The sequence below is a fragment of the Octadecabacter temperatus genome (assembly GCF_001187845.1).
Taxonomy (GTDB): Bacteria; Pseudomonadota; Alphaproteobacteria; order Rhodobacterales; family Rhodobacteraceae; genus Octadecabacter; species Octadecabacter temperatus.
The window spans coordinates 3201543-3215428 of the sequence record NZ_CP012160.1; the positions used below are offsets into that span (position 1 = coordinate 3201543).

General features: G+C 52.7%; 15 protein-coding genes. 10 read left to right on the plus strand and 5 right to left on the minus strand.

Annotation, left to right across the window (positions count from 1 at the left end):
- Positions 1 to 1092, plus strand: a complete 1092-nt coding sequence (locus OSB_RS16065; RefSeq protein ID WP_049835937.1) for a flagellar basal body P-ring protein FlgI — start codon at positions 1 to 3, stop codon at positions 1090 to 1092.
- 7 nt (positions 1093 to 1099) lie between these two features.
- On the opposite strand, the gene fliP is transcribed toward OSB_RS16065, so the two are convergent.
- The 4 genes from fliP to fliF are packed head-to-tail and all read right to left on the minus strand — an operon-like array spanning position 1100 to position 4247.
- Positions 1100 to 1837, minus strand: coding sequence for a flagellar type III secretion system pore protein FliP (gene fliP / locus OSB_RS16070; RefSeq protein ID WP_049835938.1), 738 nt, complete (start codon positions 1835 to 1837; stop codon positions 1100 to 1102).
- Entirely contained in the window at positions 1827 to 2108 is a 282-nt protein-coding gene (locus OSB_RS16075) for a FliM/FliN family flagellar motor switch protein (protein WP_049835939.1), read from the minus strand. Before OSB_RS16075 ends, fliP begins: the two co-directional genes overlap by 11 nt.
- Entirely contained in the window at positions 2098 to 2610 is a 513-nt protein-coding gene (locus tag OSB_RS16080; protein WP_143831328.1) for a FliH/SctL family protein, read from the minus strand. Before OSB_RS16080 ends, OSB_RS16075 begins: the two co-directional genes overlap by 11 nt.
- 41 nt (positions 2611 to 2651) lie before the next feature.
- Positions 2652 to 4247: a flagellar basal-body MS-ring/collar protein FliF gene (fliF, locus tag OSB_RS16085; protein ID WP_049835941.1), complete on the minus strand. Its 1596-nt coding sequence runs from the start codon at positions 4245 to 4247 to the stop codon at positions 2652 to 2654.
- Positions 4248 to 4363: 116 nt separating this feature from the next.
- Between fliF and OSB_RS16090 the strand changes: the two genes are divergently transcribed.
- The 9 genes from OSB_RS16090 to OSB_RS16130 all read left to right on the plus strand — a co-directional run bounded on the left by OSB_RS16090 (position 4364) and on the right by OSB_RS16130 (position 13383).
- The gene (locus tag OSB_RS16090) at positions 4364 to 4861 is read left to right on the plus strand and encodes a flagellar basal body-associated FliL family protein (RefSeq protein ID WP_049835942.1); all 498 of its coding nucleotides are present in this window, start codon (positions 4364 to 4366) and stop codon (positions 4859 to 4861) included.
- Positions 4862 to 4873: 12 nt separating this feature from the next.
- Positions 4874 to 5227, plus strand: coding sequence for a hypothetical protein (locus OSB_RS16095; RefSeq protein ID WP_049835943.1), 354 nt, complete (start codon positions 4874 to 4876; stop codon positions 5225 to 5227).
- A gap of 86 nt (positions 5228 to 5313) precedes the next feature.
- On the plus strand, positions 5314 to 5805 hold the full coding sequence (locus tag OSB_RS16100; RefSeq protein ID WP_234967436.1) for a MotE family protein: 492 nt from the start codon (positions 5314 to 5316) through the stop codon (positions 5803 to 5805).
- A 66-nt stretch (positions 5806 to 5871) separates the two neighbouring features.
- Entirely contained in the window at positions 5872 to 6741 is an 870-nt protein-coding gene (gene motA, locus OSB_RS16105) for a flagellar motor stator protein MotA (RefSeq protein WP_049835945.1), read from the plus strand.
- Positions 6738 to 8936, plus strand: a complete 2199-nt coding sequence (locus OSB_RS16110) for a hypothetical protein (RefSeq protein WP_049835946.1) — start codon at positions 6738 to 6740, stop codon at positions 8934 to 8936. Before motA ends, OSB_RS16110 begins: the two co-directional genes overlap by 4 nt.
- A gap of 139 nt (positions 8937 to 9075) precedes the next feature.
- Positions 9076 to 11166: a flagellar biosynthesis protein FlhA gene (gene flhA, locus OSB_RS16115; protein ID WP_049835947.1), complete on the plus strand. Its 2091-nt coding sequence runs from the start codon at positions 9076 to 9078 to the stop codon at positions 11164 to 11166.
- Positions 11163 to 11936, plus strand: coding sequence for a flagellar biosynthetic protein FliR (locus OSB_RS16120; RefSeq protein WP_049835948.1), 774 nt, complete (start codon positions 11163 to 11165; stop codon positions 11934 to 11936). The genes flhA and OSB_RS16120 overlap by 4 nt, the downstream gene beginning before the upstream one ends.
- Complete coding sequence (locus OSB_RS16125) at positions 11933 to 13009, plus strand: EscU/YscU/HrcU family type III secretion system export apparatus switch protein (RefSeq protein ID WP_049835949.1); 1077 nt, start codon at positions 11933 to 11935, stop codon at positions 13007 to 13009. The genes OSB_RS16120 and OSB_RS16125 overlap by 4 nt, the downstream gene beginning before the upstream one ends.
- The gene (locus tag OSB_RS16130) at positions 13009 to 13383 is read left to right on the plus strand and encodes a hypothetical protein (RefSeq protein ID WP_049835950.1); all 375 of its coding nucleotides are present in this window, start codon (positions 13009 to 13011) and stop codon (positions 13381 to 13383) included. Before OSB_RS16125 ends, OSB_RS16130 begins: the two co-directional genes overlap by 1 nt.
- On the opposite strand, the gene OSB_RS16135 is transcribed toward OSB_RS16130, so the two are convergent.
- The gene (locus OSB_RS16135; RefSeq protein WP_049835951.1) at positions 13373 to 13885 is read right to left on the minus strand and encodes a flagellar basal body-associated FliL family protein; all 513 of its coding nucleotides are present in this window, start codon (positions 13883 to 13885) and stop codon (positions 13373 to 13375) included. The genes OSB_RS16130 and OSB_RS16135 overlap by 11 nt on opposite strands.
- Between the last annotated feature and the right edge of the window lies 1 nt (position 13886).

The window sequence follows — 13886 nt, forward strand, 5'->3', positions numbered from 1 at the left end:
ATGATCGCAGCACTTGTTCTCGTCCTCATTCACTCCACGGCGCACGCGTCTCCAATTCGAATAAAAGATCTAGTTGAATTTGACGGCGTTCGATCAAATGACTTGGTCGGTTACGGTCTCGTTGTGGGCTTGAATGGCACAGGCGATGGGTTGCGGAATTCACCGTTCACCGAAGAGATCATGAGTAATATATTGGAACGCCTCGGTGTGAATGTTACAGGCGAACAGTTCCGACCGAACAATGTTGCCGCGGTTTTGGTGACAGCAAGTTTACCACCATTTGCACGTACCGGTAGTCCGCTTGACGTAACGATTTCGGCGATTGGTGACGCGGACAGTTTGCTTGGTGGTACGCTCATTATGACCCCACTTAACGCAGCCGATGGCGAGATCTATGCTGTAGCCCAAGGAACTATTATCGCAGGGGGAGTCTCTGCTGAGGGCGATGGCGGTGGCGTCGTGCAAGGGGTTCCCACCGCCGGCGTTATTCCATCGGGCGCAACTGTTGAGCGTGAGGTTGCATTTGAGTTTTCAGATCTTGAAGTAATCCGACTAGCGCTGCGATCGCCAGATTTTACGACGGCTGCTCGAATAGAGACAGCGATTAACCAAGCCTATGGTCGTAGTGTCGCGATCATGTTGGATTCAGGAACGGTACGTGTAGATATTGCCGCAACGAGAGCGGTGTCACCGGCGCACGCGCTCGTTCGCGTCGAGAACATTCTTGTAGAGCCCGAACGCAGAGCACGTGTTGTTGTGGATCAACGTTCGGGCACGATTGTGATGGGCGATGACGTACGGATTTCTCGCGTTGCTGTTAGCCAAGGAAACCTCACTTTACGCATCGAAGAGGCGCCTTTGGTGGTTCAACCAAACCCATTCGCTTCGGGTCAAACTGTGGTGGTGCCAAACACCAATGCGCAGATCAATGAAGAACCTGGAATAGGGTTGGCTGAGATTCAAGAAGGGACCTCTTTGTCAGAGGTCGTCGCGGGCTTAAATGCTCTGGGTGTTTCGCCGCGTGACATGATCGATATCCTAAAGAGTATAAAGGCTGCGGGTGCACTGCACGCAGAATTCATAGTCCGATAGGTAGGGTTCAGAGGTAGCTGCGGACAAGGCTGGCTGCGATCAAACTCCATCCATCAGCGACAACAAAAAAGGCTAGCTTGAATGGAAGTGACACAATGGCGGGGGGGACCATCATCATCCCCATCGACATCAGGACTGCAGCAACGACAAGGTCGATAATCAAAAAAGGCAGAAATACAATGAACCCGATTTGAAATGCGCGCTCAATCTCACTCAGCAGGAATGATGGGATGAGCACTGACAAAGAAGACGTTTCTATCGGTTGATTGGCAACTGGATTTGGCCGCAAACTTGCAAGCTCTTCAAATGTATCCGGCGCAATGCGATTAGCCATAAAGGATCTAAAAGGCTCCATCACGCGAAGGAATGCGTCTTCAAGAGGCATCCCTTCGTTAAGGAGTGGATCTATTCCCGATGTCCACGCGGCTATGAATACGGGCTCCATCACGAAGTACGTAAGGAATAGCGCAAGGCTGATGATAAGCATGTTAGGTGGTGATTGCTGCAGTCCAATCCCTTGCCGCAGAATTGACAAAACGGTCACCATAAATGGAAAACAGGTGATCATTATAGCGATGCCAGGAACGATACTAAGGATCGTCATCAAGACAAATAGTTGAATTGATCTCGTCGCAAGTGAACCGTCGTTGTCCAAAGTTATAGATAGGTCTTGCGCAAACGCTGGGTTCACAAGGAACAGCGAGCCGATCGTAGTAATAGCGAGGATGTAGCCTTTAGGATTCATGCTGGCCTGTGGCGACTACTTCTGTGAGACGAACCGCGAGTTGTCCTGTTTCGCTTCCTTCGACCTGTTCAAGTTGCCCTCGCGCAATCAAGCGACCGCCGACAAACAAATCAACTGGGTCATCAATGCGCTTATCGAGCGGTAAGACAGCGTTTTCGCCGAGATCCAAAAGGTCTCGAACAAGCGGTCTTGCGCGACCTACGGAGATGGTAACTTCAATAGGAACGTTTTGAAGCGGATTGGAGGGAGTTGCTTGCATTTCAGTTTCCATTTCGGCTGCTCCTCTGATGGCTTTCAAGCCCGTTTAATGTGGATTGAAGTGCAAGAACGAGTGACGGCAGATCCAGTAAGATCTCAACATCGTTTTGCAGGATGATTGCCTGCCCAGCAGTGAGATTGGGAACAGGCACGAAGACGCAATGCTCTTTGCTTCCCAGGGCATCAAATGCAGGTAAAAGATCCGGCGCTATCCCAATTTGAATTGGCAAGTTTGCAGATCTATTAAGCTCAACATCGACAATTTCTGACAGGTGCGAACCAAACGTGGCTTTGGCGATTTCGGGAATCACTTGGTCTGAAATCTGCCTGACAAGCGACTGCATCTGCTCGAGAATATGCTGGCGTGCTTCCTCATATCCAAATGTCATATCGCTCAATGTGACGGACACTTCGTTGATGGATTGCGCAATTTTTGCGTTGTTCAAAGTCTCGGCGTGAATGATTCCGTCCGCCTTGCCACGTTGATAGTCTGGACTTTCAATTGGCGCGTTCACGCCCTCATTCCCAAACCGTTCTAACGTAATCCGTGAAGTATTCATTTGGCAGGCTCCGAATCCGGTTCGTCAATCCAGCTTTGCAGAACTTGAATTGCCTCATCGCGGCGATCTTCAATGAGATCGCGAAGTCGATCGACGGGATCGTCAGTCGACGGAACGCTATTGGCATCTGTTTGCGATGGCGCCATTGATTGCACAGGAGATACTGTACCGTCGATCACGTTTGAATCGGCTCCCAACGCGGTGCTGGAAACCCCCGCACCGCTGTTGTCGAGCAACGCAGGAGAAGTCCGATTAGACGTTAGAATTGGCCGCACTACGAACAGCCCAAGAATCAAAGCAACCAATGCCAGCACGCCGGTTTGGACCAATTGCATAATATTGAGCGGTGTGGATGGAATCTCGCCGACACCAGACTCTGTTCCGACAGCGGGTAAGGCCTCAAATGCCATGGATCGAATTGTGATCTCGTCACCACGTGCCTCATCAAGGCCAACGGCAGACGCCACTAACAGGCGTAGGTCTTCAAGTTCTTCGGGCGGGCGGGCCGTAACGATTGGTTCGCCCGTGTCATCGACAGTCGTCACACTGTTAACCAAGACGGCCACGCTAATTCGTTTTACCGCGCCTGGGCGGCGCAACACTTCGCGTTGTGTTTCCGAAACTTCGTAATTTGTGACCGACCGACTTTCGGTGTTTTCATTGGACGCAGCACCTGAATTCCCTGCGGCGTCACCGTCTGGTAAATTGGACGCAATTGTCACGTCGCCAGACATTGTATCTTGTGACGATGCGCTGCTTTCCTGAACTTCGGTGCTGATCGCGACGCGCGTTTCAGGATCAAAGCTTCGCTCGATAATGGACTCTGTCTCCGTCACGGTATCGACACTCACCTCGACAACCGCATTCCCGGGTCCAACACGCGCTGCTAATATGCGCTCAACACGACTACGGAGTTCAGACACTTTTTCATGCGTGTCCGCTGCGGTTGAATTACCGTCAGTACTGGAAATCAATCCGCCGACGCCATCGATAACCGCGACGTCCGTCGGCGCGAGACCCGGTACCGCGGAAGCCACAAGAAATCGTAACGCGTCGGCCTGACCTGTGTCCAAAGACCCACTCATTGTCGTCACATTTACCGCTGCAGTTGGCGCTTGTTCCCGTCTAAACGGTTGCGCTGAGGTCGCTGATATATGGACGCGTGCAGCTCGAATATGCGGGCTTGCAAGCATGGTTCGAGCCAGCTCACCCTCTTTGGCACGCCAATAGGCAGCATCAAACATCTGCGATGTCGTGCCGAATCCGGAAAGGTTGTCTAACAGTTCATACCCCTGAGAACTGTTCGCAGGCAGACCCTCGCTGGCCAATGTCATTCTTAGGCGATCACGTTCCGCCCGTGGTACAAAAATCGAACCACCCTGAACGTCATATTCGACATCACGCTGATCCAATGCCGTGATGATCTCTCCAGCGGTTCCATTGTCCAAACCCGCATATAACAACACGAGGTCGGACGATGTTGTCGAGCGGGCCATAAGTAAGACCGCAACGAACACCGCAAGCGATGCCCCGATAACGGTGATTCGACGACGAGCGTCCAAGTTCGTCCATATTGTATTAGCGCTTCCCAAGCGGGTTTCTCCCTACCAATGGCATTCTGCCGATGCCCATCAATAGACTGCACAGGATTAACAATCGGTTAGTGCCTTTCACAGTATTGAAGGGAGGACACATAAGGACCGAACTCATGGCAGAAGCCGATCAAACAACCGACGAAACGAGTGAAGACGCTCCAAAGAGGGCGTCGAAGATGCCTCTTATTCTTGGTTTCGTGCTGGCGATTCTTGGTGGTGGCGGCGGGTTCTTTGCTGTTCAGAGCGGCCTAATCGGCGGATCACCGGAAGAAGCGCACGAAGAAGTTGAACCTGTCGCCGAAGACCTTCCAGAATTGGCGTTTGTTCCGATGGAAACGCTTGTCATTAATCTACCTGAACATGCTCAGGCAAAGCATTTACTTTTCACCGCCCAGCTCGAGGTTGAGCCCGCATTCTCACAGGAGGTGACAGACCTGATGCCTCGTATTGTTGATGTTCTAAACGGCTATTTACGCGCTGTGCGCGTCGCCGAACTAGAAGACCCGACCGCATTGATTCGGTTGCGCGCGCAGATGCTCCGGCGGGTTCAGGTCGTCGTTGGGGATGGACGCGTCAAAGATATCCTCATCATGGAATTTGTACTGAACTAGAAAGGGTCAGTTATGGCATTTATTGCAGATATTCTTCTTGGAGCAGGGGCATTAGCCGTTGGGTTCTATTGCTTTGTGTTGTCTCGCAGATTGCGACGTTTCACTGACCTTGAAAAAGGTGTTGGTGGTGCGATTGCGGTACTTTCAGTGCAAGTTGATGAGCTGTCGAAAGCACTCATAAAAGCTGAGGCCGCGTCTGCGACTTCGGCAACGTCGCTCGCGACGCAATCACAGTCCGCTCAAGATGCCGCCAAACGGTTGGAGTTATTAATCGCATCGCTTCATGACTTACCGGAACCTGCGCAGCCCGAACGTCCGACTGATCCATTCTTTGTTCGCCAACCGCTCGTTTCGCGGGGTTCATAAAGTCGATGGCTGCGTCTAGAAAACCTAAAAGTGTTCTCGTCTTTGCTGCAGCTTTGTTGCTCGCATCGGGCGGCGTCCGAATCGGAGTGGGTTTGGGCCCCGCAATTGCGTTCGCCGAAGAGCAGCTGGAGACAGGTGATGCAGAACAATTAGAAGAGTCTCCTCAACCCCCAGAGATCGAGCCCGTGCTTGCCGCTTTGCAGGTGCGCGAAAGCCGGGTTTCTGAACGGGAAGTGGCTCTGGAAAATAGAATGTTCGCACTGAGTGTCGCGGAAGAAGAAATCGCAAAACGACTGGCGGAACTTGAGGCGGCAGAGCAATCTCTTTCGGAAGCGATCACCGTCTCAGAAACAGCAAATGATGGGGACATAACGCGCCTGACAGCCGTTTATGAGAATATGAAACCGGCGGACGCCGCCAACCTCTTTGAAGAAATGGCCCCCGATTTTGCATCAGGCTTTCTTGTCAGAATGCGTCCAGAGGCAGCAGCGGCAATTTTGGCTGGGTTAGAGCCACAAACAGCCTATTCGATTAGCGTGATTATTGCGGGTCGCAATGCAAATGCACCGACTGAGTAGTCATGAAGACTAATCCTTAACCAGTTCCGTGCGATGACCAGTTGAACAACAAGCGGGGCAAGAATCATGATCGGTCTGATCGGTATCGTTATCATATTTGTAATGGTCTTCGGGGGCTACACGCTCGCCGGCGGCAAAATGGGAATGATCCTAAAAGCGCTGCCGTTTGAGATGATCATGATCGGCGGCGCCGCGGTAGGTGCCTTCGTGATCTCGAACGATATGTCAGGAATCAAGCACACGCTCAAAGACATGGGGAAGGTGTTCAAAGGAACGAAGTGGAAGCCGGACGACTACCGCGATCTCCTTTGCCTGTTGTTCGAATTGATCAGACTCGCACGCGCTAACCCAGTCGGTCTTGAGGCGCATATTGAAGAACCACAAGACAGCAATATTTTTGGAAAATACCCGAGGGTGCTTGCCGATAAAGAAGCCGTCGCGCTCATTTGTGATACCTTGCGCTCGGCGTCGATGAACTATGATGATCCGCACCAAGTTGAAGAGGTGTTGGAAAAGCGCATCGAGGCGAACATGCATCACAGCATGCATGGTACGCACGCGCTGCAGACAATCGCTGACGGGCTACCAGCGCTTGGAATTGTGGCTGCGGTGCTTGGCGTTATCAAAACGATGGGTTCGATTGATCAACCACCCGAGGTCCTCGGCAAAATGATCGGGGGTGCGCTTGTTGGTACGTTCTTGGGCGTGTTCCTCGCGTATGGGTTGGTTGGGCCGTTTGCAGGGCGGGTCAAAACCGTGGTCGAAGAAGATGCACACTTTTACCAACTCATCCGCGAGGTTTTGGTTGCTAACCTTCACCAACATGCCCCGAACATTTGTATTGAAGTTGGAAGACAGAATACGCCGGGCCAATGCCGCCCAAGCTTCTCAGATCTTGAGGAAGCATTGAAAGCAGCAAAGCAGGATGCAGCATGATCCGTCTTGTCGCCTTGCTTGCCTTTCTCCCAATTTTGGCTTCGGCCGATCCCGTCACAATTCGGAGCGGTGAGCACGAGACATTCTCGAGGCTGGTCATTTCGATTGGTCACAATACCGATTGGTCAATTGACCCAAGCGACGACGGGTATGTTCTGAAGCTAGATGGAAGGTCAGACGGTTTCGATACGTCCCAAGTGTTTGAGCGTATTCACCGCGACCGCCTAATAGATGTTCGGCAGGTCGCTCCTAACGCGCTAAGCCTTTTTGTTGAGTGCCACTGCGAACTAGATTCGTTTTTGTGGCAACCTGGTCGTTTGGTCGTCGATATCATTGACAGCCCCGACCCGGTTCCGGCAGCGTCAGATGTGGTTTTAGACCCGTTGCATGTCACGTCAACGCCGCCGATCATAAGGCCTGCGGGCACACCGTTAACGCTTCCAAATATGTTGAATATTTCCCCTTTGGGAATTGAAGCAAGCGATCAAATTCGCGCTGAAGAAACCCAGGTCGAAATAGATCTGTCGGCGGCCGAAGAAGCCCTTGCAATCGGTATTGCACGCGCAGCATCTCAAGGGTTCCTTGTGCCATCCACGGTTGAGACCGGGCAAACAGAAGTTGAAGGTGACAAAGTTCATTTGGTGCCGGAGCAATCGGATGAACATGAACCAGATGTTTCAATCGCTCCGATCCGGCCTGGCGTTGGAATTTCCACTGCAATGGACAGGGACCTTGCACAGCTTGGAGTTGAGCTAGGAAGATCGCTTGAACAGCAATGTCTTTCAGCGGAGCTATTCCAAATTTCAACCTGGGGAGACGATCGCGCATTTCATGAACAGGCCTCTGCTTTGGCGGAGACCCTAGCGGGGGAGTTCGGGGAGGAGCCACGTGAAGCGCAAGAAAACTTAGCACGACTTTATATTCATTTTGGGTTTGGCGCAGAGGCGAGACTTGTTCTTGCGGTAAGTCCTGCATCAAGCCAATCGCGGACTATACTGACTGAACTTGCCGGAATCGTTGACGACTATGACAGAGATTACCCTGCAATCTTGTCGCAGGAATCCTGTAATACACCCGGCGCATTGTGGGCTTTCATTCTGCGTCCGACGGTGCAGGAAGAAAGCGACCGCAACCAACTTATCCAACATTTTTATGCGCTACCGCAGCCTCTCAGGAATCAAATCTCTCCTCGTCTCGCGCGCGGTTTTCTAGATATCGGAGATCCAGCTGCAGCGAGCCAATTGTTACACACTGCGAACAATCAGGATGCGGGTTCTACGCACGAAGCGCAAACCACGCGCGCATTAATCGCAGAAGGTTTCGATGATGCGGAGGAGGCGCTGGCAGTCCTCTCAAATGAAGCGGATGATAGCGTACGTACAACACCTCAGTCCCTAATCAGACTCATCGAGCTGCAACTTGAACAAGGAACAACGCCATCGGAGGCTAACCTTCTACTGGTAGGGGCGTTGCGGCAGGAACACCGAGATACTCCAGTTGCGCAAGACCTTGCGAATATTGAAGCAGTTGGGCGAATGGCAGCGGCGCAGTATCAAGTCGCCTTGGACCTGATGCAAAACCGTGAGGACATCCAAGCGCTCGAAATTATAGATAAGATCTACGAAAAAATTGCGACCCATGCGGATTCTGGCACATTCTTGGAGTTTGTTTTTGACGAAATACCAGAGGGCCTAACATCTGCGACTGAGAACGCGATTGCGAAACGTTTGATTGATCTTGGTTTCTATGAGCGCGCACGTTCATTTCTCACTGGAGATGCTGAACGAGCGGCGGCAGCTGAGCGGCGATACTTACGCGCTGAGTCAGCCCTTGGGGCGGATGATTTTGCCCTTGCAATGGATGCCTTACTTGGGATGACGGACGAACGCGCCCGTGCGTTAAGGGCGCGTGCATATGAAGGAATGGGTCAGCATCGCGCCGCGTTATCCGCGCTCAATATAAATCAATCAGCATCTTCCCCGACATTGCAATTTCGCGCCGGCGCTTGGGAACGGCTAACTGTTGAGGACGACGAAGTGCTATCGGCATTTGCGCATACCGTTCTGGTCGCTCCGAGTGATGCCCCAGCGGCGACCCTCGCAGAACGGCGTGAGATACTGACACAATCGCAAGACAGCCGGCAATCAGTTGAAAACCTGCTGATGCGTTTCACTGCCGAAACTGGCGGCAACTAGCGGGAAATCGTTACGAATTCGAAAGGATCACAGCGTACTCATGCATCACCAGCTACAGAAAGTGCAGGGTAATAAATTATGCCAGAAGGCAAACAACGTTCGTTCCTATCGGAATCGCAGATTGAAACACAGGTAACTTATGCCTGAGTTGACACTTCGCACCATCTTCCAGCCGACCATTTTGCTCGCATTGGCTCTCATGGCAATCATCGTAATGATGATTTTACCGATGCCCGCATGGGTTTTGGACGTCGGGTTGGCTGCTTCCTTTGCGCTGGCAATCCTAATCTTTACGATCACCTTATTCATCGAACGTCCGTTAGATTTTTCTGCCTTCCCGACGATTTTGCTTGCGTCGTTGATGTTGCGTCTCTCGCTAAACGTGTCTTCAACCAAATTGATCATCGGGCAGGGCCATACAGGAACCAATGCAGCGGGAAATGTCATCGAGGGGTTCGCCGATTTCGTTATGGGCGGCAGCGTTTTTCTAGGCCTCGTCGTCTTTGGTGTTCTGCTGATTGTAAACTTCGTTGTGATTAACAAAGGCGCGACCCGCATGGCGGAAGTCGGAGCGCGTTTCGCGCTTGACGGTATGCCGGGCAAACAACTCGCGATCGACAGCGACATGAGCGCGGGCGCGATCGATCACGCCGAAGCAAAGCGCAGACGTGAAACCGAACAGGCCGAAACGACGTTTTTTGGTTCTCTAGATGGGGCGTCAAAATTTGTTAAGGGGGACGCAGTTGCCGGTTTGTTGATTACTGCGCTGAACCTTGTGATGGGGCTGATCATGGGGGCGGCGGTTCATGGGATGCCAATTGGCGTCGCGTTTGAAACTTACGCGATTCTCACGGTTGGCGATGGTCTTGTGAACCAAATTCCGTCTGTAATTATCTCTATTGCAGCTGCCCTATTACTTGCTCGTGGTGGTGCGAAGGGTGCCACCGACCTCACCATCGCGGCGCAACTCGGCGGGTACCCAGCAGCCCTCGCGACCGTTGGCGTTTTAATGTTTCTATTCGCATTGGTGCCTGGGCTGCCTTTCTTGCCTTTTGTCGCGGGCGCAGCAGCACTGGGTGTTGCGGCATGGTATGGGATGAAAGCCGCAGAACGGCGCGACGAAGAGGCCGAGCAAGCGGCGGCGATGCCAGAAGCACCGCCCGCACGCGAAAGCCTTGGTGATCTACTCGATCTGGACGATATCCACGTTGAGTTCGCGCCTGACCTCGTCGATATGGTGCTCGACCCGGGCGTCGGGCTCGATGTTCGCATCGGAAATATGCGCAATCATGTTGCCACCGAATTCGGTGTGCTGCTCCCCGAAATTCGCCTGACGGACAACGTATCGCTCCCGAGTGGGAACTATCGAATTCTCGTTCAGGGGGTTGAGCAAGTACGCGACACGCTTCAACCAGGCCGCGTTCTGACTTTGTTGTCTGGCCCTGAAACACCTGTGCCGAACGGACAGGACGTAAAGGAACCAGTCTATGGTGCGCCTGCGCGTTGGATCAGTCCTGATGACCAAGATGACGCCTCGTTGAATGGATTAACGACAGTTCACCCAACTGAAGTACTGGCCACCCATCTCCTTGAAGTTATCAAAAAGAACTTCTCGCGGCTGATGACGCTCAAGGCATTACGCCGGTTAATGGATGAAATGTGCAACCTAAGTGACACCCCTAGATCCGAGGCGAACCGTAAAATGTTGGACGAGCTTGTGCCAGACAAGGTCCCTGTCGATATGCTGCTTTCTGTTCTCCGACTGCTTTTGGAAGAGCGCGTTTCGATCCGAAATCTATCCCTCATAGTTGAGGCGACTGCGGAGGGTCGGCAGCTCTACCCGAGTGTTGAAGGCGTCGCTGAACACGTGCGTCAGCGACTGGGCTTTCAACTGGTTGCCGAGATGCGGCGTTCAGATGGAACCATCCCGCTCGTCCAGTTAGCGCCCGAATGGGAAGACACGTTTGCGACCTACCAAATTTCGTCTGAACGAGGGCTAGGCGATGTCGCGTTGCCCCCAGATGAGTTCAACAGGCTCGCGACTGCGATTTCTGAAAAGGTCGCATCCGCGGGTGAGGCTGGCGCGTATCCCGCGATCGTAACGTCAATGAAGCGCCGCCGCTTCTTGCGAACAGTCCTTACAGCAAAGGGCATCCCTAATCCGGTCCTGAGTTTCGAGGAAATCGGCGTTGACGCCAAGCCGTCCCTCGTTGGGCTTGTTCCCGTATGATTGAAAGTCTGGCAGAGCTTTCGTCGATCAGCCAAGACGTGATCTGGAAAGCTTACCTTGTCTTCATGCGGGTTGGCGCGATGATGGCTCTGCTCCCCGCTTTCGGCGAACAATCCGTTCCGGTGCGCGTGAAGTTAGGGCTAGCGCTGGCCTTTTCCGCAATCGTCTCGCCAGCGGTTATGAACCCTGAGGTCGTAACCGAGGCATCGCAAACCTTCGGCCTGATTTCTGCAGAAACACTCACTGGATTATTCTTAGGACTAATGTTGCGATTGTTCGTTCTCGCGCTTCAGGTCGCAGGGTCCATTGCGGCACAATCGACATCGCTTTCCCAACTGTTTGGTGGCGCTGGCGGCGACCCACTTCCAGCGATGGGGCACGTGTTGGTCATTGGCGGCCTCGCGCTGGCCACCATAATGGGTCTGCATGTTCAGATCGCCGAATTCATGATTAACAGCTACGATCTTGTGCCAATGGGGAACGTAATCCCCTCAGATGTTTTGTCTCGCGCTGGCGTCGCAGAAATATCACGGGCGTTTGCGTTGGGCTTCACGCTGGCGGCACCCTTCGTCATCTCATCGTTGATCTACAATGTAACTCTGGGCGTCATTAACAAAGCGATGCCGCAACTCATGGTGGCTTTTGTCGGTGCGCCAGCAATCACCGCTGGCGGTCTGGTTCTGCTCATGCTTGCGGCACCACTCATGCTTTCGATCTGGGTTGAGGCGATGGGCGCATTCATACTCGATCCGTTTCGAGGTCCGCGATGAGTGGTGATAACGGTGACGACGACAAGCAATATGAGGCGTCCCAACACAAGCTGGACGAAGCGCGTAAGAAAGGAGATTTCGCAAGGTCTGCTGACCTGAACACGGCTGCCGCCTACGCTGGAATTCTCCTCGCTGGCGCATCGGTTGGTGCGTTTTCCCTCATCGATCTGGGCGCAACGCTGTCAGGTTTACTGGGGCACCCCGACACCATTTCGACTGCGGTATTCGCATCAAACGGCGCGCCGATGATGGGCGGTTTGATGTTTGGCCTAGGTGCTGCGATCAGCCCTTGGTTTGGAATCCCAGCGGCCCTGGTGATCCTTGCCATCATCATACAACGCGGCTTTGTCATCGCGCCTTCAAAGCTAGCATTTAAAATTTCACGTATATCGCCGATCTCACAGGCGAAGAATAAATTTGGTCGGAGTGGCTTGTTCGAATTCGGCAAAAGCTTTTCAAAATTAATCTTTTACTCGACCGTCTTGTTCATTTTTCTTGTCGGCCGATTACCGGACATAATGGGGGCAATGGCACTGTCACCACGGCAAGTGATCGCGACGCTACTGGACCTTTGCCTTTCTTTGATGTCGATCGTTTTGATCATCGCACTCGCGTTGGGGATTGTTGACTTTACGTGGCAACGTGCCGAGCACCTCCGCAAAAACCGAATGTCGCGCAAAGAGATGACAGACGAAACAAAGAACTCGGAAGGCGATCCGGCAATGAAGCAACAACGCCGGCAAAAAGGTATCGCGATTGCGATGAACCAAATGATGAAAGACGTGCCAGAAGCAGACGTCATTATCGTAAACCCGACCCACTACGCCGTTGCCTTGAAGTGGAACAGAATGGGTGGGGGCGCGCCAGAATGCGTGGCGAAAGGCGTCGATCTTGTTGCGGCGCAAATCCGCGAGATCGCACAAGAGAACGGCGTTCCGATTCATTCTGATCCACCAACTGCGCGCGCTCTCTTTGCGACGGTCGAGATCGGTGAGCAAATTCCGAACGACCATTTTAAACCAGTGGCGGCTGCCATTCGGTTTGCTGATCGGGTCAGAAAGGCGGCCCGCTAATGTCAGATTCGTTGAACGCGACAACGCGATTGTTGCCGCTGCTAGAGATGGCTTTTCAAGCCGAACAGATGAAAATGGCAAAGATCGTTCAACGCATAAATATGCTGAATGAGAAGCTAAAAGAGATTGATCGCCCGATGCGTTCTGAACCACTCAGTGCTGCCACTCGTGCAGGGGCAGACTTGCGCTGGGATACATGGGCACAAGAACGCAAGAAAGTAGTTAACCAAGAGTTGGCGTTGGAACTCCGAGATCGTGAGCAAGCCCGGGATCACATGATCGCGGCGCTTTCCAAACTCGAAGCCGCCAAAAAGATGCAAGCGAATGCAGTTTCTCAAGCGCGCCAAACGGCAATCCGGCGCGCTAGTTGGTGACATCCTGACGTACGATATCCACGATCAGAACATCCGTAATATGCCCGCGCATCACTTCATCGGCGGAAGCTTGTAAAGCTTCACGCAGAATCCGCATGTTAGACGAAGCTGTAAACGCGCCATTGAAACCACCGATATTTGCGTGATCAAACATTACCTGCAAAAACGCGTCACGCAATCTGGGCTCATGAGAAAACACAGCCTCCTGACCGCCTGCTTCGACCTCAATACTCAACGACATGACCATCAATGCGGTCACACGGTCGTTCACAACAACCGGAACGACGAACTGGTTGTTCATCCGCGCATATTCGCGCGTTTCCAACGAAACAGGTTCTGGATCCGGCTCACTGTGTTCCAGCATGATTTCACTATCATCACCGTCCACGCATGCGTTGGCAGCCAACTCTTCTTCGGGTTCGGGCATAAGGGCCAGACCAGCTCCGACGCCGCCACCAACGCCAACCAGCATCAGGATAATTGGGAGAATTAATTTCTTCATA